This window comes from Curtobacterium sp. CFBP9011 (assembly GCF_034045095.1).
Classification (GTDB): Bacteria; Actinomycetota; Actinomycetes; order Actinomycetales; family Microbacteriaceae; genus Curtobacterium.
In genome coordinates this window covers 96428-117526 of the sequence record NZ_JAXCWN010000002.1, presented here as the reverse complement: position 1 = coordinate 117526, position 21099 = coordinate 96428, and the positions used below count along the sequence as shown (strand labels likewise).

General features: G+C 71.5%; 19 protein-coding genes. 11 read left to right on the top strand and 8 right to left on the bottom strand.

Annotation, left to right across the window (positions count from 1 at the left end):
* Nucleotides 1-129 precede the first annotated feature (129 nt).
* Together SOM35_RS04820 and SOM35_RS04815 are read left to right on the top strand one after the other, a co-directional pair.
* The gene (locus SOM35_RS04820) at nt 130-444 is read left to right on the top strand and encodes a hypothetical protein (RefSeq protein WP_320514585.1); all 315 of its coding nucleotides are present in this window, start codon (nt 130-132) and stop codon (nt 442-444) included.
* A 28-nt stretch (nt 445-472) separates the two neighbouring features.
* Entirely contained in the window at nt 473-1039 is a 567-nt protein-coding gene (locus tag SOM35_RS04815) for a hypothetical protein (RefSeq protein ID WP_320514584.1), read from the top strand.
* Nucleotides 1040-1050: 11 nt separating this feature from the next.
* Here the strand turns inward: SOM35_RS04815 and SOM35_RS04810 are convergent, their stop codons facing one another.
* Together SOM35_RS04810 and SOM35_RS04805 are read right to left on the bottom strand one after the other, a co-directional pair.
* Nucleotides 1051-1359: a thiamine-binding protein gene (locus SOM35_RS04810; protein ID WP_111075542.1), complete on the bottom strand. Its 309-nt coding sequence runs from the start codon at nt 1357-1359 to the stop codon at nt 1051-1053.
* A gap of 40 nt (nt 1360-1399) precedes the next feature.
* Complete coding sequence (locus SOM35_RS04805) at nt 1400-2665, bottom strand: glycosyltransferase family 87 protein (protein ID WP_320514583.1); 1266 nt, start codon at nt 2663-2665, stop codon at nt 1400-1402.
* Nucleotides 2666-2732: 67 nt separating this feature from the next.
* On the opposite strand from SOM35_RS04805, the gene SOM35_RS04800 reads away from it, so the two are divergent.
* Complete coding sequence (locus SOM35_RS04800; protein WP_320514582.1) at nt 2733-3473, top strand: YceI family protein; 741 nt, start codon at nt 2733-2735, stop codon at nt 3471-3473.
* A gap of 115 nt (nt 3474-3588) precedes the next feature.
* Here the strand turns inward: SOM35_RS04800 and SOM35_RS04795 are convergent, their stop codons facing one another.
* Nucleotides 3589-4443 carry an ADP-dependent NAD(P)H-hydrate dehydratase gene (locus SOM35_RS04795; RefSeq protein WP_320514581.1) on the bottom strand — a complete coding sequence of 285 codons (855 nt, stop codon included), beginning with the start codon at nt 4441-4443 and terminating at the stop codon, nt 3589-3591.
* A 24-nt stretch (nt 4444-4467) separates the two neighbouring features.
* Here SOM35_RS04795 and SOM35_RS04790 point away from each other — a divergent pair, with 24 nt between their 5' ends.
* The 3 genes from SOM35_RS04790 (at nt 4468) to SOM35_RS04780 (ending at nt 7680) form a co-directional block, all read left to right on the top strand.
* Complete coding sequence (locus tag SOM35_RS04790; RefSeq protein WP_320514580.1) at nt 4468-5088, top strand: HAD family hydrolase; 621 nt, start codon at nt 4468-4470, stop codon at nt 5086-5088.
* A 190-nt stretch (nt 5089-5278) separates the two neighbouring features.
* The gene (locus SOM35_RS04785; protein ID WP_320514897.1) at nt 5279-6643 is read left to right on the top strand and encodes a hemolysin family protein; all 1365 of its coding nucleotides are present in this window, start codon (nt 5279-5281) and stop codon (nt 6641-6643) included.
* Nucleotides 6640-7680, top strand: coding sequence for a hemolysin family protein (locus SOM35_RS04780; RefSeq protein ID WP_111075547.1), 1041 nt, complete (start codon nt 6640-6642; stop codon nt 7678-7680). The genes SOM35_RS04785 and SOM35_RS04780 overlap by 4 nt, the downstream gene beginning before the upstream one ends.
* Nucleotides 7681-7756: 76 nt before the next feature.
* Here SOM35_RS04780 and guaB1 read toward each other — a convergent pair whose 3' ends face one another.
* Nucleotides 7757-9196 carry a GMP reductase gene (guaB1, locus tag SOM35_RS04775; protein ID WP_320514579.1) on the bottom strand — a complete coding sequence of 480 codons (1440 nt, stop codon included), beginning with the start codon at nt 9194-9196 and terminating at the stop codon, nt 7757-7759.
* A gap of 190 nt (nt 9197-9386) precedes the next feature.
* Here guaB1 and SOM35_RS04770 point away from each other — a divergent pair, with 190 nt between their 5' ends.
* On the top strand, nt 9387-13181 hold the full coding sequence (locus tag SOM35_RS04770; protein WP_320514578.1) for a multifunctional oxoglutarate decarboxylase/oxoglutarate dehydrogenase thiamine pyrophosphate-binding subunit/dihydrolipoyllysine-residue succinyltransferase subunit: 3795 nt from the start codon (nt 9387-9389) through the stop codon (nt 13179-13181).
* 102 nt (nt 13182-13283) lie between these two features.
* Here the strand turns inward: SOM35_RS04770 and SOM35_RS04765 are convergent, their stop codons facing one another.
* The 3 genes from SOM35_RS04765 to SOM35_RS04755 form a co-directional block, all read right to left on the bottom strand.
* The gene (locus tag SOM35_RS04765) at nt 13284-13721 is read right to left on the bottom strand and encodes a GNAT family N-acetyltransferase (protein ID WP_221850102.1); all 438 of its coding nucleotides are present in this window, start codon (nt 13719-13721) and stop codon (nt 13284-13286) included.
* 62 nt (nt 13722-13783) lie between these two features.
* A complete protein-coding gene (locus SOM35_RS04760; RefSeq protein ID WP_111075549.1) occupies nt 13784-14026 on the bottom strand; it encodes a zf-HC2 domain-containing protein in 243 nt (80 codons plus the stop codon).
* Complete coding sequence (locus SOM35_RS04755) at nt 14023-14823, bottom strand: sigma-70 family RNA polymerase sigma factor (protein ID WP_221850103.1); 801 nt, start codon at nt 14821-14823, stop codon at nt 14023-14025. Before SOM35_RS04755 ends, SOM35_RS04760 begins: the two co-directional genes overlap by 4 nt.
* Nucleotides 14824-14975: 152 nt before the next feature.
* Between SOM35_RS04755 and aroA the strand changes: the two genes are divergently transcribed.
* The 4 genes from aroA (at nt 14976) to SOM35_RS04735 (ending at nt 19439) form a co-directional block, all read left to right on the top strand.
* The gene (aroA, locus tag SOM35_RS04750) at nt 14976-16346 is read left to right on the top strand and encodes a 3-phosphoshikimate 1-carboxyvinyltransferase (RefSeq protein WP_320514577.1); all 1371 of its coding nucleotides are present in this window, start codon (nt 14976-14978) and stop codon (nt 16344-16346) included.
* Nucleotides 16343-17395 carry a ribosome small subunit-dependent GTPase A gene (gene rsgA, locus SOM35_RS04745; RefSeq protein ID WP_221850105.1) on the top strand — a complete coding sequence of 351 codons (1053 nt, stop codon included), beginning with the start codon at nt 16343-16345 and terminating at the stop codon, nt 17393-17395. Before aroA ends, rsgA begins: the two co-directional genes overlap by 4 nt.
* A 51-nt stretch (nt 17396-17446) precedes the next feature.
* A complete protein-coding gene (locus SOM35_RS04740) occupies nt 17447-18592 on the top strand; it encodes a hypothetical protein (protein ID WP_320514576.1) in 1146 nt (381 codons plus the stop codon).
* Nucleotides 18593-18653: 61 nt separating this feature from the next.
* Nucleotides 18654-19439, top strand: coding sequence for an inositol monophosphatase family protein (locus SOM35_RS04735; RefSeq protein ID WP_111075553.1), 786 nt, complete (start codon nt 18654-18656; stop codon nt 19437-19439).
* A gap of 44 nt (nt 19440-19483) precedes the next feature.
* Here SOM35_RS04735 and SOM35_RS04730 read toward each other — a convergent pair whose 3' ends face one another.
* Nucleotides 19484-21061, bottom strand: coding sequence for an MFS transporter (locus SOM35_RS04730; RefSeq protein WP_320514575.1), 1578 nt, complete (start codon nt 21059-21061; stop codon nt 19484-19486).
* Nucleotides 21062-21099 lie beyond the last annotated feature (38 nt).

The following is a 21099-nucleotide window of genomic DNA, read 5'->3' as shown; positions in this document are numbered from 1 at the left end:
CGCTGACGTGCAATGGTGAACCGGCGTCGAGCGGCGTGGGTGGCGCTGATCCCGTCGCTCATCGTGTCCCTGACCGCGTGCACCACACAGTCCCAGTCCGCCCCGACGGACTCCGTGGGCTCCTGGCAGATGCAGGCCGAGAACGGGTCATCGTCAGCGCGCTTCACCATCGCAGCGGACCACACGTACACCGCAGAAGACCTGCCGCGAGCACTCGCCTGTCGGCTCGAGATCGCCGCCGGAAGCCCTCCCGGTTGCGGAGACGGCAGCCCTTCGGTGAGTTTCGCCGGAACGTGGCGGCTGGCGGACGGGAACCCACGCGAACTCTGGCTGGAGTACGACGACTTCCTCGTGCGCAGGGCGATCCGCGACGGCGACGAACTCGGTTTCTCCGTGCGATCAGTGGAGGCGCCACGACCCGACTACGTGTTCCGCCGGACGTGAGGCTGGCGAGGACAGCCCAGCGTCGCGTGTGACCGAGGAGTTCACGTGGAAGGAAGGAGACAGTGGAATGGTGATCCGGATGAAACCGATGGCGATCGTCGCCATCGCTGCGATCTCGGTGTTGCTCGCTGCCTGCACTTCGGGAACCGCTGATCAGAGGGACGGAGGAAGCGACCTCCGCGATCAGTACATCGGGACCTGGACGAGGAGCGCTGATGGCGGCTCGTCTTCATTGGTCTTGTCTCCCAACGGGACGTTCGAGGCACATGACTTCCCGGCCGTGCTCGTGTGCGGACAGTCGACTGGAGGACGAGAGATCGACGCGTGCCGTTCGAACCCCGACACAGTCTCTGCCGCCGGGACGTGGTCGATACCGGACGAAGAGCAGGGCACCGTGTGGCTCGACAGTGACGGCCTCAGTTTCAGCACGGCATACCGGAATCTCGACAGCTTCTTCGGCAAGTCCTTCTCCCTCGGCTTCTACACCGGGTCGATCGACAAGCCGAAGCCCGACTACCTCTTCGCCAAGACACAGCCGCTCGATGCGCCCCGCCCGGACGACGTCTTCACCCGCGATCCGTCGGGAAGTCGCTGACCGGTCGTCGTTCAGTCCCCGAGCGCCGCTTCGAGTCGCTCGAGCTTGCCGTCCAACTCCCCCGTGTGTCCCGGCCGGATGTCGGCCTTGAGCACGAGCGAGACCCGGGTGCCGAACGGCGCGACGGCCTCGGTCGCGGCCTTGACGACGGCGAAGACCTCGTCCCACTCCCCCTCGAGCTCGGTGAACATCGACGAGGTGCGGTTCGGCAGGCCGGACTCGCGGACGACCCGCACGGCTGCGGCGACGGCGTCGTGGACGGAGCCGTCCTCGGTTGCGGCGGGGCCGCCGGACGGGGCGATGGAGAAGGCGACGATCATGCCTCCATCCTGCCCCGCTGCGCGTGAGCGCGCGACGGCCTCAGCGCGCGACGGGGTCCGCGTGCGTCGGGTCGTCGGCCGGACGGGAGGCCCGTGGTGCGATCCCCTGTCGCCAGATCCGGACGAGCACCACGACCGCCCACACCAGCACCGCGACCTCGAGGGCGTTCCGCACCGACAGGACGACGAGGATCCACGGTTGCACGGCGAGCACCTGGTCGTAGTAGCCCGGGTACACGAGCTGCGTGAGGAACGCCATCGGCAGCATCGCGGCCGCGACGGGCAGGAACCGCCAGGCGCTCCCCCGCCCGGCGACGAGCCCCCAGACGACCGGCACGGCGAACCACCCGATGTACTGCGGCGACCCGACCTTGTTCGTGGCGATGAGGGCGGCGACGAACAGCAGCGCCAGCACCGGGGCGACCTGGGTGCGGCGGGCCCCGGTCCGGACGGCGAGCAGGGCGAGGACGACGCCGACGACCACGACGGCCGCCATCAGCGGGGTGGACAGTGCGGCGGCGACGGTGGTGCCGGCACCGGAGACCTCGAAGGTCAGGATCTCGTGGTCGTAGAAGACCGCCGCGCCGGGGACGTGCGCGGCGGCGGCCCAGAGGAACGGCGTGGCGAGGGGTGACTCGATCTGCAGCCCGCGGCCGGTCTGTTCGCCGATGAACGAGAGCAGGTGCGCTGCGCCGCCGAACAGCACGTCGACCAGGACGACGAGCCCGGTGACGGTGAGGGCGCCGGCGACGACCTCGCCGCGTCGCCCGCGACGGAGGACGAACAGCACGCCGACCAGAGCTGCCGGCCAGACCTTGACCCAGGCGGCAACGGTGAACACCGCGGCGGCGATGCCCGGTCGTGCGGCGACGAAGGCCACCCCGACCAGGGCGACGGCGGTGGCGACGGTGTCGATCCGGCCGAGGCCGATCGGACCGAGGGCCAGCAGGAAGACCAGCCACCACCAGACGACCCGGATGCCGAACGCCCGGAAGCGCCAGAGCACCGCGGCCGCGACGGCGTTCAGCAGCACCATGAGCAGCAGCCACCCGGTGCCGATCGACGCGGTGCCACCGAGGGCCGCGGCCGCCATCGGGACGATCGCCAGGATCGGGTAGACCCAGGGCGAGTCGATGCCGACCCAGAAGTGCGACGACTGCCCGGACTCGATCCACCGTCGGTAGGTGATGGTGACGTCGCCGATCGGCTGGTTCGGCACGACGAGCGTCAGGTACCAGAGCACCAGGTGCACCGCGACGAACGCCACCCCGAAGACGACGATCTCGGGCCACGGGTTCCTGCGCACCGGACGAGCGTACCGACCGGCCGCCGATCCTCAGCCGATCCCGAGAGTGACGTGTCACCGTCTCCGGGTGACCTCCGCACCGAACTCGCCGATCCCGCCGGACGCTCCGGCTCCTCGCCCTCGGCGTCGTCTCGTCATCGTGCTCGTCGTCCTCGTCGTGGTGGCGGTGTTCGCCGTCGTCGCCGTCGCGATCGGCACCCGCGCCTACACGTCGAGCGAGAACGCCAAGGCCTCGGCCACGCCGACGGTCGCTGCCAGCCGCGCCCCGTCGACGCTCGACGCGGCGGACCTGTCCGGCGCGTGGACGGTCGGCAGGGGTTCCGAGGCCGGCTACCGCGTGCACGAGGTCCTCAACGGCTCGGACGTCACCGTCACCGGCCGCACGTCGGAGGTCACCGGGACGGCGACCGTCGACGGCACGACGATCAGCGCGGCGACGATCACGGTGCAGGTCGGGGACATCGCGACGGACTCCGCGCAGCGCGACTCGTACTTCCGGGACTCGGCGCTCGACACGCAGGCGTTCCCCACGGCGACGTTCACGCTCACCCAGCCGGTCTCCGACGCCGTCCCGACGGGCAGCGGCACGACGACCGTGAAGGCGACCGGGACCCTCGAACTGCACGGCGTCACGAAGCCGGTCACCGCGACGCTGCAGGTCGGGCTGAACGGGGACGGCGTCGACGTCTCCGGCACGGTCCCGATCACGTTCTCGGACTACTCGGTGCAGGCGCCGAACCTCGGCTTCGTCAAGGTCGACGACACCGGGGCGGTCGAGTTCCTCGTGCACGCCACGCCGTCGTCCTGATCGGCGCCCGGGCGGGTCACGGCGCGACCGGCTGACGGACGGGAGGCTCCCCACCGGCCCGCCCCGCGCCTCCCGTCAGCAGGCCGACAGGCCAGCAGGCAGACGCCCGCTGGCGTCAAACCGCGTCCGCGTCCGCGTCCCCCCGCACCGCGAGGTCGCGCACCACGCCGGGCAGCTGCTCGATGAGCGTCGTCATCGGGAACGGCCCGCCCCGCGAGGCCCGACGCGCCGCGACCCCGTGCACGACCGCCGCGGCCGCTGCCAGGTGGGCCAGTTCCTCCGGTCCGACCTCGGACGTGCCGGCGCGCGCGGCGACGAGTGCGCCGAGGACTCCACCGAGGACGTCCCCGGCGCCCGCCGCTGCGAGCCACGGCGTCGCGGAGGACGCGACCAACCGCACCCCGCCGTCGGGCGTGACGACGTGCGTGTCGGCGCCCTTGAGGAGCACGACGCTCCCGGTCCGTTCGGCGGCGCGGAGGGCGGAGCCGCGCGGGTCGCCCTCGACCTCGTCGCGGGACACGCCGAGCAGCGACGCCAGCTCGCCGGCGTGTGGCGTGAGCACCGCGAGCGGCCCGAGGTCGACGAGCGGGATCGCCCCCGCGTCGACCACGACCGGCACCCCGTCGTCCGAGGCGTGCGTGAAGCCGGCGCGCGTCGTCTCGTCGAGCGCGTCGAGGGACTCCGCCGAGATCCCCGAGCCGACCAGCCACGCCTGGACACGGCCGACGCCGGCGACGATCTCGGGCCGTCGGGCGAGCACGAAGTCCGTGGCACGGTCGGGCCCGACGTAGCGGACCATGCCGAGCCCGGTGTGGACCGCGGCGTCGACGCCCATCACCGCGGCGCCCGGGTACTGCTCGGACCCGGTGGCGACGCCGAGGACCCCGCGTCGGTACTTCGAGGTGTCCCCGGTCGGGACGGTGATCCAGCGGGCGGCGTCGGCGGGTCGGACGGAGACGAAGTCGTTCATCGTGCCCACGGTACGGTGACGGGCATGAGCCTGTCCCTGCCTGGTCGTGTCGTCGTCTTCGACTACGGCGAGGTGATCAGCCGGACCCCGCACGCCGCCCGTGCCGCACTGCTCGAGGCGACCGGGCTCGACGCCGACACGCTGTTCCCGGTGTACCAGGAGCTCCGGCACGACCTGGACCGCGGCGACCTGACGGTGCTCGCGTACTGGCGCGCGATCGCCGAGCGCACCGGGCAGTCCTGGTCGGTGACCGAGATCCACCGGCTGTGGGCGCTCGACTTCACCGGCTGGTTCGAGGTCGACCCGGAGGTCCTGGCGCTGGTCGAGGAGCTGCACGACAACGGCACTCGGGTGGCACTGCTCTCGAACGCGGGCTTCGACTTCGGCGACCCGTACCGCCGCTCCCCGATGGGCTCGCTGTTCGAGACGGTCGTGGTGAGCGCGGAGGAGCACGTCCTCAAGCCCGACGCGGCGATCTACCACGAGACCTGCACGCGCCTCGGGATCGAGCCGGGCGCGATGGTGTTCGTCGACAACCGGGCCGAGAACGCGGCCGGCGCCGACGCCGTCGGTGCCGTCGGCGTGCACTTCACGTCGGCCGCGGCGCTGCGTCGGTCGCTCGAGGAGCTCGCGGCGACCGTCTGACGGCCGGCTCACGCTCGTCGGACGGGAGGCGCGGGTGGCTCCTGACGTCCTCTCGCTTCCTCCGAGGCAGCGCCCGGTACGATCGAGGCATTGTGGACGACCCTCCTAGTGCTGACCATCACATGCCCGCCGCTCACACAGTGAGCTGTCCGACTCCGAGGTGCGCCTCGTGAGCCCCGTCGACATCGTCATGCTGATCGGCGGCATCCTGCTGACGCTCGGCACCGGCGTCTTCGTGGCGTCCGAGTTCGCGCTCGTCAACCTCGACCGTGCCGACGTCGAAGCCCGCCGTGACCGCGGCGAGACCGGCCTCGGCCCGGTCATCGGTGCGCTCAAGGTCACCTCGACGCACCTCTCCAGCGCCCAGCTCGGCATCACGCTGACGACGCTGCTCACCGGCTACCTGCTCGAACCGTCGATCGCGAAGCTGCTCGAAGCGCCGTTCCTCGCGATGAACCTGGCCGAGGGCGTCGTCGAGACCGTCGGCTCGATCGTGGCGCTCGTCATCGCGACCCTGCTGTCGATGATCCTCGGTGAACTCGTGCCGAAGAACTTCGCGCTGGCGCTGCCGCTGCAGACCGCCCGTCTGGTCGTGCCGCTGCAGGTCGGCTTCACGACGGTGTTCAAGCCCGCCGTCGCCCTGCTCAACGGCACCGCGAACGCCATCCTCCGCGGGATCGGCATCGAGCCGCAGGAAGAGCTCTCGGGTGCCCGCAGTGCCGAGGAGCTCACCTCGCTGCTCCGCCGGTCCGCCTCCGAGGGCTCACTCGAACAGGACACCGCCACGCTGCTCCAGCGCACGCTGTCCTTCTCCGAGCTCAACGCCAGCGACGTGATGACCCCCCGCCCGCGTCTGTCGACCATCCGCGTGTCCGACAGCGCCGAGGCGGTCATCGCCCTGGCCCGCAAGACCGGCTTCAGCCGCTTCCCCGTCATCGAGGAGGACGCGGACGACGTCGTCGGACTCGTGCACGTCAAGCAGGCCGTCTCGGTGCCGCGCGAGAAGCGTGCCGAGGTGCCGGTCGGCGCCCTGATGACCGACGCCGAGCGCGTGCCGGAGACCATGCCCGGCGACACCCTGCTCACCGAGGTCCGCGGCCGTGGCTACCAGATGGTCATCGTCGTCGACGAGTACGGCGGCACCGCCGGTGTCGTGACGCTCGAGGACCTGGTCGAGGAGATCGTCGGCGAGGTGTCCGACGAGCACGACCGGGCACGCATCGACGTCGTCCGGAGCCGCGGTTGGCTGACCTTCCCGGGGCTGCTGCGCCCCGACGAGCTCGAGGACCGCGCGAGCGTCACCGTGCCCGAGGACGGCCCCTACGAGACCGTCGGTGGGTTCCTCATGCAGGAGCTCGGCCGCCTGCCCCAGGTCGGTGACGAGGTCGCGATCGACTCCGGCGTCTTCCGCATCGAACGCCTGGACGGCCGCCGCATCGACCGGATCCGGTACACGCCGAACCCGGTCGGCGAGGACACCCTCGGCAGCAGTGCCGGCGCCGACCGGCGAACCGCCGCACGCACCACCACGACGGACCAGGAGGCCACCCGATGAGTTCCGACTGGTGGGGCATCTTCTGGCTCTTCGTGCTGCTCGGCGGCAACGCCTTCTTCGTCGCGGCGGAGTTCGCGGTCATCTCGGCCCGCCGCTCGCAGATCGAACCGCGTGCCGAGCAGGGCTCCCGGGCCGCGCAGATGACCCTGTGGGCGATGGAGCACGCCACCCGGATGCTCGCGACCACGCAGCTCGGCATCACCGTCTGCTCGCTGCTCATCCTCAACGTCTCCGAGCCGGCGATCCACCACCTGCTCGAGGTCCCGCTGCACCTGACCGGCTGGAGCGCCGAGGTGATCGGCATCGTGGCGTTCGTCTTCACGCTGCTGCTCGTGTCGTTCCTGCACGTCGTGTTCGGCGAGATGGTGCCGAAGAACATCTCGTTCTCGATGCCGGACCGGGCGGCGCTGCTGCTCGTGCCGACGCTCTGGTACATCGGTCACGGCCTGCACTGGGTCGTCGTCGGGCTCAACGAGGTCGCGAACGGCGTGCTGCGCCTGTTCAAGGTCGAGCCGAAGGACGAGGCCGTCAGCGCCTACACCGTGGAAGAGGTGCAGACGATCGTCGAGCAGTCCCGACGCGAGGGCACCCTGGCCGACGACTCCGGCACGCTCCGGATGGCGTTCGAGTTCACCGAGAAGAAGGTCAAGGACGTCGCCGTGCCGATGTCCGGGCTCGTCACCCTGCACGAGGACGCCACGCCTGCCGACGTCGAGCGCGCCGTCGCCCAGCGCGGCTTCTCGCGCTACGTCCTGGTCGACGACGCGGGTGACCCGACCGGGTACGTGCACGTCAAGGACGTCATCGACCTGCGTCCGGACGAGTTCGACGACCCGGTACCGCCGAAGCGCATCCGCCAGCTCATCTCGCTCTACACGGAGATGGACCTGGAGGACGCCCTCGCCACCATGCGCGGGGCGGGGCGCCACGTGGCGCGGGCCTTCGACGCGGACGGTCGGACGACGGGCGTGCTGTTCCTCGAGGACATCCTCGAGGAGCTCATCGGCACCGTCGAGGACTCGACCCGACGCCGGTAGACGCACCAGGACGACGGACGGGAGGCTCCCCACCAGCTGGTGGGGAGCCTCCCGTCCGTCCGTGGTCGGCTACCAGCTACCAGCTGACGGGGAGGGGCTTGCCCTCCTCGTAGCCGGCGGCGGACTGGATGCCGACCAGGGCACGGTCCGCGAACTCGGTCAGCGACTGCGCGCCCGCGTACGTGGCGGAGCTGCGGAGCCCCGTCGTGATCATGTCGAGCAGGTCCTCGACGCTCGGGCGCTCCGGGTCCAGGTAGATCGTCGACGACGAGATCCCCTCGGCGAAGAGCGCCTTGCGGGCCCGCTCGTAGGGGTCGAGCCGCTCGAAGCGCTCCCGCACCGCCTTGGCGGAGGCCATCCCCCAGCTCTCCTTGTACGCCCGCCCGGCGTCATCACGGCGGAGCACACCCGGCGCCTCGAGCGTGCCGGCGAACCACGAGCCGATCATCACGGCCGACGCGCCCGCGGCCAGCGCCAGGGCGACGTCACGCGGGTAGCGGACCCCGCCGTCGGCCCAGACGTGTGCGCCGAGCGAGCGCGCCGCTGCGGCGGTCTCGAGCACGGCGGAGAACTGCGGACGCCCGACGGCGGTCATCATGCGGGTGGTGCACATCGCGCCCGGCCCGACACCGACCTTGATGATCGACGCGCCCGCGGCGACCAGGTGGGCGACGGCGTCGGCGGTGACGACGTTGCCGGCGACGAGCGGGATGCCGAGGTCGAGGGCGGACACCGCACGGAGCGCGCGGATCATGCCCTCCTGGTGGCCGTGCGCGGTGTCGAGGACCAGGACGTCGACGCCCGCGTCGGCGAGGGCGGCGGCCTTCGCGGCGACGTCGCCGTTGATGCCGACGGCCGCGGCGACCCGCAGGCGGCCGGAGGCGTCGACGGCCGGCCGGTAGATGTCGGACCGGATGGCGCTCGTCGGGCTGACGGTGCCGACGACCTTGCCGTGCCGCATCACCGGCGCGAAGTCGACCCCGGCCGCGGTGAGCACGTCGTACACGTGGCGGGAGGACCCGGCGTCCTCGGCGTCGATCGCGGTCGTCGCGCCGTGCAGCAGGTCGCCGAGGACCGCGTCGGCACCGGCGGTGGCGAGCCGGGTCGCGGGCACGCAGCCGAGGTACTCCCCCGCCTCGTCGCGCACGACCACACCGCGACCCTCGACGGGCAGCAGCTGCTCGAGCGCCTCGGCGACGGTGGCGTCGGCACCCAGGTCGATCGCGGAGTCGAAGTCGACCGGCTGCGCCTTCACCCAGCGGATCGCCGCGTCGAGGTCCTGCAGGTGCATGTCCTGCGGCAGCACCCCGAGCCCGCCACGACGGGCGAGGGTCGCCGCGAGCCGCGGACCCGTCACCGAGTTCATGTTGGCGCTGACGATCGGGATCGTCGCACCGGTGCCGTCGTTCGTGGACAGGTCCACGTCGAAACGGCTCGTCACGCTCGACCGGCTGGGGACGAGGAAGACGTCGGAGTAGGTCAGGTCGTGGGTCGGCCGCGTCTCGTAGAACCTCATGACCGCCACTGTACGGCGGCGCGCGGAGGGCCGCCGGGGAGCGGCACGCAGACCCGCCCGGGAGGCCCGACTCACCCGCCGTCTCCCACCTCACGGCCACGGAGGAGCGGCTAGGGTTGACGGCGTGCGGGACAGGGTTGCCCTGCACGACACACACGAGCATCAATCGACGGAGAGTGGGCGATCGGCTGTGTCGAGCCATCTGACCGGAACTGACGAGACCGCGGGCGAATTCGGCGCGAACGAGTGGCTGGTGGACGAGCTCTACGAGCAGTTCCTCGCCGACAAGAGCAGCGTCGACGAGTCCTGGTGGCCGGTCCTCGAGAGCTACCACCGGGCCCAACCCACCAGCACGGACGCTGCCCCGTCCGCCGCTGCCGACTCCGCCACCGCCGCTCCCGCCCAGGCCGCCGCTGCCCAGGCCGCCCCCGCCGAGCAGCCCGCCGCCGTCGCCGGTCCGTCCTCCACGCAGCAGCCCGCCACCGGAGAGACGAAGACGCCGCTCCAGGCCCGCACCACCTCGCGCCAGCCGTCGCCGCAGCCGATCCCGGCCGAGGCGAACGACTCCGCCGACGAGCACGAAGAGACCCACGAGGACGTCGCCACCCCGCTCCGTGGCATGGCGAAGACCCTGGCGTCGAACATGGACGCGTCGCTCACCGTCCCGACCGCCACCAGCGTCCGGACGATCCCGGCGAAGCTGATGATCGACAACCGGATCGTCATCAACAATCACCTGCGCCGGGCCCGCGGCGGCAAGATCTCCTTCACGCACCTGATCGGCTGGGCCATGGTCCAGACGCTCAAGGACTTCCCCAGCCAGAACGTCTCCTACGAGGAGCGCGACGGCAAGCCGTTCCTGATCACCCCCGCGCACGTCAACCTCGGCATCGCGATCGACGTCCCGAAGAAGGACGGGACGCGTTCCCTGCTGGTCCCCAGCATCAAGCGCGCCGAGACCCTGACGTTCGGGCAGTTCCTCTCCGTGTACGAGGACGTCGTCAAGCGCGCGCGGGACAACAAGCTGACCCCGTCGGACTTCCAGGGCACGACGATCTCCCTCACGAACCCGGGCGGCATCGGCACCGTGCACTCGGTCCCGCGCCTGACCCGGGGCCAGGGCTGCATCATCGGCGCCGGTGCGCTCGAGTACCCGGCGCAGTTCCAGGGTTCGGCACCGAAGACCCTCGTCGAGCTCGGCGTCGGCAAGACCATCACGCTGACGAGCACCTACGACCACCGGGTCATCCAGGGTGCCGGTTCGGGCGAGTTCCTCAAGCAGGTGCACGAGCGGCTCATCGGCCAGCACGGCTTCTACGACGACATCTTCGCGGCGCTCCGGATCCCCTACAAGCCGATCCAGTGGGCGAACGACATCAACGTCGACCTGGCCCACCGGGTGAACAAGACCGCACGCGTGCAGGAGCTCATCAACAGCTACCGCGTCCGCGGGCACCTGATGGCCGACATCGACCCGCTCGAGTACCGGCAGCGCACGCACCCCGACCTGGAGATCGAGCGCCACGGGCTGACGTTCTGGGACCTCGACCGGGAGTTCGTGACCGGCGGCCTCGCCGGCACCACGACCGCACCGCTCCGTGACGTGCTCGGCATCCTCCGGGACGCCTACTGCCGGACGGTCGGCATCGAGTACATGCACATCCAGGACCCGGAGCAGCGTCGTTGGGTGCAGGAGCACATCGAGGTCCCGTACTCGAAGCCATCGAAGGACGAGCAGCTTCGGGTCCTCGGCAAGCTCAACGAGGCCGAGGCGTTCGAGACATTCCTGCAGACCAAGTACGTCGGTCAGAAGCGCTTCTCGCTCGAGGGCGGCGAGTCGACCATCGCGTTCCTCGACACCCTGATCCAGCACGCCTCGGTCGCCGACCTCGACGAGGTCGCGATCGGCATGGCGCACCGCGGCCGTCTCAACGTCCTGACGAACATCGCCGGCAAGACGTACGGGCAGATCTTCCGGGAGTTCGAGGGCACCCAGCTCCCCGGCACGGTGTCCGGGCAGGGCTCCGGCGACGTCAAGTACCACGTCGGCACCGAGGGCGTGTTCCGCGCCTCGGACGGCTCCCGCATCCCGGTGACGATCGCGGCGAACCCGTCGCACCTCGAAGCCGTCGACGGCGTGCTCGAGGGCATCGTCCGCGCCAAGCAGGACCGGAAGCCCGCCGGCACGTTCGGCACGCTGCCGGTGCTCGTGCACGGTGACGCCGCGATGGCCGGCCAGGGCGTGGTCGTCGAGACCCTGCAGATGTCGCAGCTGCGTGGCTACCGCACCGGTGGCACCGTGCACCTGGTCATCAACAACCAGGTCGGCTTCACCACCCCGCCGGAGTCGGCGCGCACGTCGGTCTACTCGACCGACGTCGCCAAGACGATCCAGGCGCCGGTCTTCCACGTGAACGGCGACGACCCGGAAGCGGTGGCGCGCGTCGCCGACCTGGCGTTCGCGTACCGCGAGGAGTTCCACCGCGACGTCGTCATCGACCTGGTCTGCTACCGCCGACGCGGCCACAACGAGGGCGACGACCCCTCGATGACCCAGCCGCTGATGTACAACCTCATCGAGGCGAAGCGCTCCGTCCGCACCCTGTACACCGAGGCCCTCGTCGGCCGTGGGGACATCACTCAGCAGGAGTACGACGACGCACACCGCGACTTCCAGGACCGCCTGGAGCGCGCGTTCGCCGAGACGCACGAGGCGCAGACCGGCACCATGCCGACCGTCGCCGTGGACGACTCCGGCGCGGTGAACGGGCTCGAGCGCCCGACCGCCCAGCGCGACGACTCCGAGATCGAGGTGCACGACACCGCGATCTCGCAGGAGCTCGTCGAACTCATCGGCGACGCGCACGGCAACCCGCCGTCGGGCTTCTCGATCCACCCGAAGCTGCAGCAGCTCCTCACCAAGCGCCGGGAGATGACCCGCGCCGGTGGGGTCGACTGGGCGATGGCCGAGCTGATGGCGATCGGCTCCGTCCTGGTCGAGGGCAAGCCCGTCCGGCTCGCCGGACAGGACGCCCGACGCGGCACGTTCGTGCAGCGCCAGGCGGTGTTCCACGACCGGACGAACGGCCAGGAGTGGCTGCCACTCGCGAACCTCACCGAGGACCAGGCCCGCTTCTTCATCTACGACTCGCTGCTCAGCGAGTACGCGGCGATGGCGTTCGAGTACGGCTACTCGGTCGAGCGTCCCGAGGCGCTCGTGCTCTGGGAAGCGCAGTTCGGTGACTTCGCCAACGGCGCCCAGACCGTGATCGACGAGTTCATCTCGTCCGCCGAGCAGAAGTGGGGCCAGCGCTCCGGCCTGGTGCTCCTGCTCCCCCACGGGTACGAGGGCCAGGGACCGGACCACTCCTCCGGCCGCATCGAGCGGTACCTGCAGCTCTGCGCGCAGGACAACATGGTGGTGGCACGGCCCTCGACGCCGGCGTCCTACTTCCACCTGCTCCGTCGACAGGCGTGGGCGAAGCCGCAGAAGCCGCTGATCGTGTTCTCCCCGAAGGCGATGCTCCGCCTGCGACAGGCGACGAGTGCGGTCGATGACTTCACGACCGGCACCTTCGAAGAGGTCCTGGACGACGGCCGTCTGGCGGCCAAGGGCGTCGACCGGGGTTCGGTACGTCGCGTCGTGCTGCACTCGGGCAAGATCCACCACGACCTGCGGACCGAGGCGGAGAAGCGCGGCGTCGACGACGTCGCACTCGTCCGGCTCGAGCAGCTCGCCCCGCTGCCGCTCGACCGGATCCTCGAGGTCCTGGCGAGCTACCCGGAGGCCGAGGTCGTCTTCGCGCAGGAGGAACCCGAGAACCAGGGTGCCTGGCCGTTCGTCTGCATGAACCTCTCGCCGCACCTGGACGGCCGCCCGCTGTCCGTCGCGTCCCGCTCAGCGAGCGCGGCCCCGGCGACCGGTTCCTCGAAGCGCAGTGCGCAGGAGGCCGCCGACGTCATCGACCGGGCATTGAGCGCGTGAGCGCGTCGGTGTAGCCGACCAGGAAGCGCCTCGTGCAGCAGTCCGCTGGACTCCCGCACGAGGCGCTCCGACGTTCGCGAGGAATGTGACCGCGACTGCTTGCTAGACCAACCTCGTGTAGCGGACGCCCGCCTCGTGGTACCCGCGACGCTGGTAGAAGCGGTGCGCGTTGTCCGTCGCCGCAGCGCTGACGGCGGAGAGTCGGCGCGCGCCCTGCTCGGCCGCCCACGTCTCGAAGGTGCCGAGCAGCGCGGAACCGGTGCCGCTCCTCCTGGCCGTCGGGTCGACGACGAGCAGCAGCAGCTGTGCGGTCGGTTCGTCGCTGGCGTAGGTCCACGTGACCTGCGCGCCGGCGACGGCGATCGGTCGGCCGTCGTCACCGCGGACCACCCAGGTGCGGTGGCCGGCCTCGGCGGTGAGCCGGTCGAGTCGGGCCTGCATCGCGGCGGGTTCGACCTGGTGGCCGAGGAGGCGCACCAGGTCGGTCACCGCGGCGACGTCGGGTTCGGTCCAGGTGCTGATCGGCTCGGCGTCGGTCATGTCCGCACCCTACCCGTTCGCGGGGCCGTGACCGCCGGTGTGACGGGCCGGCCGGGCCGCGGTCAGTGGGTCGACTGCACCGCGCGGAGTCGGGCGAGGACCTCGTCACGGAGCTGCTCCGGCGCGGTCTCGCGGCAGGCACGCTTGACGGTCTCCATCAGGACGACACCGACGCGGTGTTCGGTGAGGCAGTCCTCGCAGCCGTCCATGTGCTCGCGGATGTCCGCGGCGTCCTCGTGTCGGAGTTCGTCGTGCAGGAACTCCTCGAGTTCCGCCTTCGCCTTCGAGCAGTCGCACCCGCTCATCGTGCGTCCTTCCGCGTCGTGCGGGTGCCGGCCGTCGTGGCCGCCCGCGTGCCTGCACCTCGGCCTCGTCCGCGCATCGTCGCCGTCGACGCTGCGTCCGGGACGATGCCGGTCTCTCGTGCGTGTTCCGCCAGGAGCCCCCGCAAGAGCCGGCGTCCACGGTGGAGGCGGCTCATGACCGTCCCCACGGGGGTCTTCATGATGTCGGCGATCTCCTGGTACGAGAACCCTTCGACATCGGCGAAGTAAACGGCCATCCGGAAGTCCTCCGGGATGGCCTGCAGCGCGTCCTTCACGGCGGAGGACGGCAGGTGGTCGATGGCGTCGGCCTCGGCGGAGCGCGCCGAGATCGACTGCGTGACGCTCTCCGCGCCGCCCAGCTGCCAGTCCTCGAGCTCGTCGATGGTGCCCTGGTACGGGTTGCGCTGGTTCTTGCGGTACGTGTTGATGAACGTGTTCGTGAGGATCCGGTAGAGCCACGCCTTGAGGTTCGTGCCCTGGCGGAACTGCCGGAAGGCGGCGAACGCCTTCACGAAGGTCTCCTGCACCAGGTCGGAGGCGTCGGCCGGGTTCCGGGTCATCCGCATCGCGGCGCCGTACAGCTGGTCCATGAACGGCAGTGCCTGGTCCTCGAACAGCCGTCGCAGCTCGTGCTCGGACACGGTCTTCGCGTCGACGGGCTCCGGTCCGGCGTCGGCGTCGAGTCCGGCGAGGTCCTCGTCCTCGACGGCGTCGAGCTGCTCCTCGGTCTCGTCGACCAGGTCGTCCGGTGCGTGCTGCGGTTCGTCGGTCGTCATCGCCCGCCAGTCTAGGCGGACGGTGGTGTCCGGGCCCTGTGGCTCGGCGAGCGTCGTGACGGCCCGAGGCAGCAGTGCTGTGTCGGCCGTTCGTGACGGTGCGAGTGCGATCACCGTGCTCCTCCCGATGGGTTCAGTAGTGTGGTGAACCGATGGCAGCCACGACGCATTCCCACCCCTGGACCGCCCCGGTCGCGCGCGGGCCGCTGGCCGGCGACGTCGCCCTGCCGGGCTCGAAGTCGCTGACGAACCGGGAGCTGGTGCTCGCCGCCCTGGCCGACGGCCCGTCGACGATCCACCTGCCGTTGCACTCGCGTGACTCCGCGCTGATGACGGCCGCGCTCCGGCAGCTCGGCGTCGGCATCGACGAGGTCCGACCGGCCGCCGGGGACCCGGCGAACCCGTACGGCCCGGACCTCCGGGTGACGCCCGGCCCGATGCACGGCGACGTCCGGGTGGACTGCGGGCTCGCGGGCACCGTGATGCGCTTCCTGCCGCCGCTCGCCGCCCTGGCCGAGGGACCGGTGACGATCGACGGCGACCCCTACGCACGGAAGCGCCCGATGGCCGCGATCGTCCAGGCACTCGTCGACCTCGGCGTGCAGGTCACCGACGACGGCGGCGGCGCGATGCCCTTCAGCTTCGTCGGGACCGGCTCGGTCCGGGGCGGCACGCTCGACATCGACGCCTCGGCATCGTCCCAGTTCGTCTCCGGCCTGCTGCTCTCTGCACCGCGCTTCACCGAGGGGCTGCACCTCCGGCACACCGGGGAGCGGCTGCCGAGCCTGCCGCACATCGCGATGACGGTGGAGGTCCTGCGTGCCCGGGGCGTGCAGGTCGACGAACCCGCGGTCGGCGAGTGGGTCGTGCACCCGGGGCCGATCCGGGCGCGCGACGTGACGATCGAACCGGACCTCTCGAACGCTGCCCCGTTCGCGGTCGCCGCCCTCGTCGCCGGCGGGACGGTCCGGATCCGGACCTGGCCGACCGAGACGACGCAGGTCGGCGCCGACCTCGAGTCGCTCCTGCCGCTGTGGGGCGCGACCGTGACACGCGACGGTGACGACCTGGTGTTCGACGGCGGTGTCGGGATCCGGGGTGGGGCCTCCGTCCCGGGGGTGGACCTGGACCTGACACGCGGCGGCGAACTCGCCCCCGCGCTCGTCGCGCTCGCGGCCCTGGCCGACGGCCCGAGCGAGGTCTCCGGCATCGGGCACCTGCGCGGCCACGAGACGGACCGGCTGGCCGCGCTGGCGGCGGACGTCAACGGTCTGGGAGGCGCGGTGACGGAACGTCCCGAGGGCTTGCGGATCGACCCGGCACGGCTCCACGGCGGCGACTGGGCCGCCTACGAGGACCACCGGATGGCCACCGCCGGGGCCGTCATCGGCCTGGTGACCGAGGGCGTGGCCGTCGACGACATCGGCTCGACCGCGAAGACGCTGCCGCAGTTCCCGGAGCTGTGGGCCGACCTGCTCGCGACGAGCACGGTCGCCGACACCACCGAGGGGGACCCGGCATGAGCTGGTGGGACGACACCGACGGCGGCGACGAGGACGAGCCGTACGGCCAGTACGACGAGTCCAGCGTCCGCGTACGCCCGAACCCGAAGGGCAACCGGCCGCGCACCAAGACCCGCCCCACGTACGACGACGCCCCGACCGGCTGGGTGACGAACGTCGACCGCGGTCGGTTCGGCGTCCTCGTGACGAACGAGGACGGCGAGCACGTCGTCACCGCCACGAAGGCACGGGAACTCGGCCGGAAGTCCGTCGTGACCGGGGACCACGTGTCGCTCGCCGGGGACGTCTCGGGCGACGAGGGCTCGCTGGCCCGCATCGTCCGGGTGGCCGAGCGCACCTCGTTGCTCCGACGCAGTGCCGACGACTCGGACGAGGTCGAGCGCGTCATCGTCGCCAACGCCGACCAGATGCTCATCGTGGTGGCCGCGGCCGACCCGGAACCCCGGACGCGTCTGATCGACCGGTACCTGGTGGCGGCGTTCGACGCGGGGCTCGACCCGATCCTCTGCATCACGAAGACCGACCTCGCCGACCCGACACCGTTCCTGGCGCACTTCGCCTGCCTGGACCTGCGCATCGTGACGAGCCGTTCCGACGACGTCCCGTTCGCGGCCCTGCACGACCTGCTGGACGACAAGGTCACCGTGACGGTCGGGCACTCCGGTGTCGGCAAGTCGACGCTCGTGAACGCCCTGACCGGGTCGACGCGGGCGATCGGCGTCGTGAACTCGGTGACCGGCCGCGGGCGGCACACGTCGTCGTCCTCGATCGCGCTGCGCGTGCGGGACGGCGGCTGGATCATCGACACCCCGGGCGTCCGGTCGTTCGGGCTGGGGCACGTGCAGCCGGAGAACGTGTTCCGGGCGTTCGCCTCGCACGCGGTCACCGTGCAGGACTCCCCCGACGGCATCCCGCTCGACCAGGCGCACGACTGGGAGATCGTCGACCGGGTGCAGAACGGTGAACTCGGGGCGACGGGGGTGGAGCGACTGGACTCGTTCCGGGCGCTGCTCACGGGCATGGGCGCCGAGGACCCCGGGACGGCGTAGCGCCGCCAGGCAACTCGACTTCGGTCTCGGGCGGGCGTACGCTGTCCCCTCGTGTCCGAAGTTGCAAAGGACAACTACGCGCCGAGCGCGTCGTCCTCCTCCACCCCCGGCCCGACCGCCGTCCACGGCCACGCCGCCCAGCGCCCGCCGCACCGCGCCCCCGGCGTGCTGCGCCCGCAGGGACTCGCCGGGGTGCTCCGCTCGTTCGGCTCGCACATCCTGGTGCCGCTCTTCCTGGCGGTCGGCATGACGCTGGCCTACCTCGGCGCCTTCCACGCCCCCACCCCGCACGACCTGCCCGTCGGCATCGTCGGCACGACCCCGGCCACCCAGGTGTTCGCGCAGACCGTCACCGACCAGTCCGACGGCGCCCTCGTCGCCCACGTCGTCGGCAGCACGGAGACCGCCGAGCAGCAGGTCCGCGACCGTGACCTGGCTGCCGTGTACGCCCCGAGCGACTCGGCCGCGACGCTCTACGTCTCGACGGCCGCCAGCGAGACCACCGCCTCGGCCGCGCAGAAGGTGTTCGTGCCGATCGCCTTCGAGCAGCACCTGCCGTTCCACGTCGTCGACGTCGTCCCCACCGGTGACCAGGACACCACCGGCCAGGGCCTGTTCTTCCTGCTGGTCGGCCTGAGCGTCGGCGGGTACTCGTCCGCGATCGCCGTCGCCGCGTTCGCCACTCGCCTCCGTCCGGTGTGGACCGCCGTCGTCGGGCTCGTCACCGCGGGCGTCGTCGCGGGCATCGGCATCGTCGTCGCCGGACCGGTGTACGGCGTGCTGACCACCCACCAGTGGCAGGTCTTCCTGTTCGCCTGGCTCTACGACGCGGTCATCATCGCGCTCGGTGTCGGGCTGCACCCGCTCATCGGCCGGTGGACCACCCCGGTGCTGACGATGCTGTTCGTGATGCTCAACTTCACGTCCTCGGGCGGCATCTTCCAGCCGGCGTTCCAGCCCGGGTTCTTCGCCGGCCTCAACACGTTCTGGAGCGGCGCCGCCTGGCTGCAGGCCGCGCAGGACCTGCAGTACTTCCCGGGCGCCTCGCTGGGCCGGAGCGGTCTGGTGCTGGCACTCTGGCTGGTCGCCGCGCTGCTGCTCTGCGTCGTCGTGCACGGTCTCGTCGCCCGCCGGACCCGGATCGCCCGCGAGCGCGCCGTCACGCTGCTCGAGGAGGAAGAGGTCGTGGCGGCCTGAGGTTCGCCGTCGGACAGCCGCCACCCCGCGCCAGCACCCGCGCCCCCGGTACGCTGGCCCCGTGGACCTCAGCGCCGACCTGGACTTCGCCCGTTCCCTCGCCGACACCGCCGACGCGATCAGCCTCGACCGGTTCCGCGCCGCCGACCTGCACGTGTCACGGAAGGCCGACCACACCGCGGTCACCGACGCCGACCAGGCCGTCGAGCGGGCGCTGCGGGAGCGGCTGACGGCGGAACGCCCGGACGACGCGTTCCTCGGCGAGGAGACCACCGCTGACTCCGGCGCCGACGCGCTGAGCGAGGGGCACCGCCAGTGGGTCGTCGACCCGATCGACGGCACCGCGAACTACCTGCGAGGCGTCCCGGTGTGGGCGACCCTCATCGCGTTGGCGGTCGACGGCCGTCCGGTCCTCGGCGTGGTGAGCGCCCCGGCGCTCGGCAAGCGCTGGTGGGCAGCCACGGGCCTCGGCGCGCACTCGCTCGAGGGGCCGCTGCACGTGTCGGGTGTCAGCACGCTCGAGGACGCCAGCCTCAGCTACAACTCGCTGCAGCAGTGGGACGACGACGACCGGCTCGACGCCCTGGTCGCGCTGTCCCGGACGGTGTGGCGCACCCGCGCCTACGGCGACATGTGGTCCTACATGATGGTCGCCGAGGGGGTCCTCGACGTCGCGGGCGAGCCGGACCTCAAGCCGTGGGACATCGCCGCCCTGGTGCCGATCGTCGAGGAAGCCGGCGGACGCTTCACCTCGCTCGACGGCGACCCGGGCCCCTGGCACGGCAGCGCGCTGGCGTCGAACGGCCTGGTCCACGACGCGGTCGTCGAGGTCGTCCGCCGCAGCTGACGGGCGCACCCGCCGCCGACGACCGGACGGGAGGCACGCCCTCCTCAGTCCTGCCGCCCCGCCTCCGCCCCGTGCTGGCCCTCGGGCACGCCGCCCCGGTCCCCCTCGCCCCGGTCGCCCGCGCGCCGGTCCCCTTCGCGAGCGGCAGCGCGCCGCCGGACCACGAGGTCGGCGACCGCGAGCACGAGCGCCACCGCGATGAGCGAGACCGTGAACGTCGTGCCGCTCCGGAAGGCGTCGTGGTAGGCGTCCAACCGGCCGCCGGCACCCGCCCCGCCACCCGACCCTGCGGACTCGCTCCGGACGATCCCGTAGAAGATGCTCGTCGCCACCGCGGTGCCGATCGCCGTGCCGACGCGCTGCCCGAGCTGCTGCATGGACCCGGCGACCCCGGACTGTTCGACCGGCACCTCGGCGAGCGTCAGGGTCTGGTTCGGCGAGACCACGAACCCGCCGCCGAGTCCACCGACCAGGAAGGCCCCGGCCATCGCCCACGGGGTGACCTCGGGCGGGGTGAGGACCGCGGCGAGCATGAGCAGCACGAAGCCGACGACGACCGCACCGAGCCCGGCGACGACGAGCGCCCGACCGATCCGGTTCACCAGTCGTCCGCCGACGTAGGAGCCGACCGCGCTCGTGATCGCGAACGGGATGCTCACCATGCCGGCGAACACCGGAGCGAGCCCGAGCCCCTCCTGCAGGTAGAGCGTGACCATGAGGAACGACGCCGGCAGCGCCGCGAAGTAGACGGCGACGATCGCCAGGCCGTTCCGGTAGGACGACCGGCGGAACAGCTCGAAGTGGACGACCGGGGACTTCCCCCGGCGTTTGTACCCCTGTTCCCACAGCACGAAGCCGACGAGGAAGACCGCCGAGACCGCCAGCCAGAGCCACCGGGCGGCCGATCCGCCGCCGCCCGAGGTGGTCACGAACGGCAGCATCAGGGCGACGATCGCGACCCCGAGCAGCAGGATCCCGACGACGTCGAGCTCGCGGTCCGTGGCCCGGCCCTGGTCACCGCGGGGCAGCAGCCGCCAGGCGGCGACGAGCGCGGCGACACCGAGTGGCACGTTCATCCAGAACAGCAGACGCCATCCGTCCTGCTCGCCGCCGAGTGCGATGAGGCCGCCGCCGATCGTGGGGCCGAGTGCCGTGGAAACGCCGATCACCGCGCCGAACAGGCCGAACGCCCGACCGCGTTCCTCGCCGCGGAACAGTTGCTGCACCAGGCCGATCACCTGCGGCATCTGGGTCCCCGCGGCGAAGCCCTGCAGGATCCGGGTGATGGTGAGCACCTCGATCGTCGGTGCCAGGGCGCAGAGCAGGCTCGACACGGTGAAGGCGACGAGCCCGACGACGAACAGGCGCCGCCGGTTCGTCAGGTCGCCGAGCCGTCCGGCCGGCACCAGCGCCAGGCCGAACGCCAGGGCGTACCCGGCGACGATGAGCTGCAGCGAGGAGCTCGTGGCATGCAGCGACTGCTCGATCGACGGCAGGCCCACGTTGACCTTCGACAGGTCCAGGATCGTCAGCGCCGCGACCGCGACGCAGACCCCGAACGCCCGCCACCGCTGTCGGTCCGCTGTCCGTCCGTCCACCTGTTCGCCCGTCCGCTCGCTCACCGCCCCGTTCGTACCCGGGCCGTGCTCCGGGCAGACCC

What these genes read in the sequence shown, in the direction of transcription:
- SOM35_RS04820 (WP_320514585.1), top strand. Translation starts at nt 130, where the DNA reads ATGCAGGCCGAGAACGGGTCATCGTCAGCGCGCTTCACCATCGCAGCG.
- aroA (WP_320514577.1), top strand. Translation starts at nt 14,976, where the DNA reads ATGGCAGCCACGACGCATTCCCACCCCTGGACCGCCCCGGTCGCGCGC.
- SOM35_RS04790 (WP_320514580.1), top strand. Translation starts at nt 4,468, where the DNA reads ATGAGCCTGTCCCTGCCTGGTCGTGTCGTCGTCTTCGACTACGGCGAG.
- rsgA (WP_221850105.1), top strand. Translation starts at nt 16,343, where the DNA reads ATGAGCTGGTGGGACGACACCGACGGCGGCGACGAGGACGAGCCGTAC.
- SOM35_RS04765 (WP_221850102.1), bottom strand. Translation starts at nt 13,721, where the DNA reads ATGACCGACGCCGAGCCGATCAGCACCTGGACCGAACCCGACGTCGCC.
- SOM35_RS04785 (WP_320514897.1), top strand. Translation starts at nt 5,279, where the DNA reads ATGCTGATCGGCGGCATCCTGCTGACGCTCGGCACCGGCGTCTTCGTG.
- SOM35_RS04760 (WP_111075549.1), bottom strand. Translation starts at nt 14,026, where the DNA reads ATGAGCGGGTGCGACTGCTCGAAGGCGAAGGCGGAACTCGAGGAGTTC.
- SOM35_RS04755 (WP_221850103.1), bottom strand. Translation starts at nt 14,823, where the DNA reads ATGACGACCGACGAACCGCAGCACGCACCGGACGACCTGGTCGACGAG.
- SOM35_RS04780 (WP_111075547.1), top strand. Translation starts at nt 6,640, where the DNA reads ATGAGTTCCGACTGGTGGGGCATCTTCTGGCTCTTCGTGCTGCTCGGC.
- SOM35_RS04795 (WP_320514581.1), bottom strand. Translation starts at nt 4,443, where the DNA reads ATGAACGACTTCGTCTCCGTCCGACCCGCCGACGCCGCCCGCTGGATC.
- SOM35_RS04810 (WP_111075542.1), bottom strand. Translation starts at nt 1,359, where the DNA reads ATGATCGTCGCCTTCTCCATCGCCCCGTCCGGCGGCCCCGCCGCAACC.
- guaB1 (WP_320514579.1), bottom strand. Translation starts at nt 9,196, where the DNA reads ATGAGGTTCTACGAGACGCGGCCGACCCACGACCTGACCTACTCCGAC.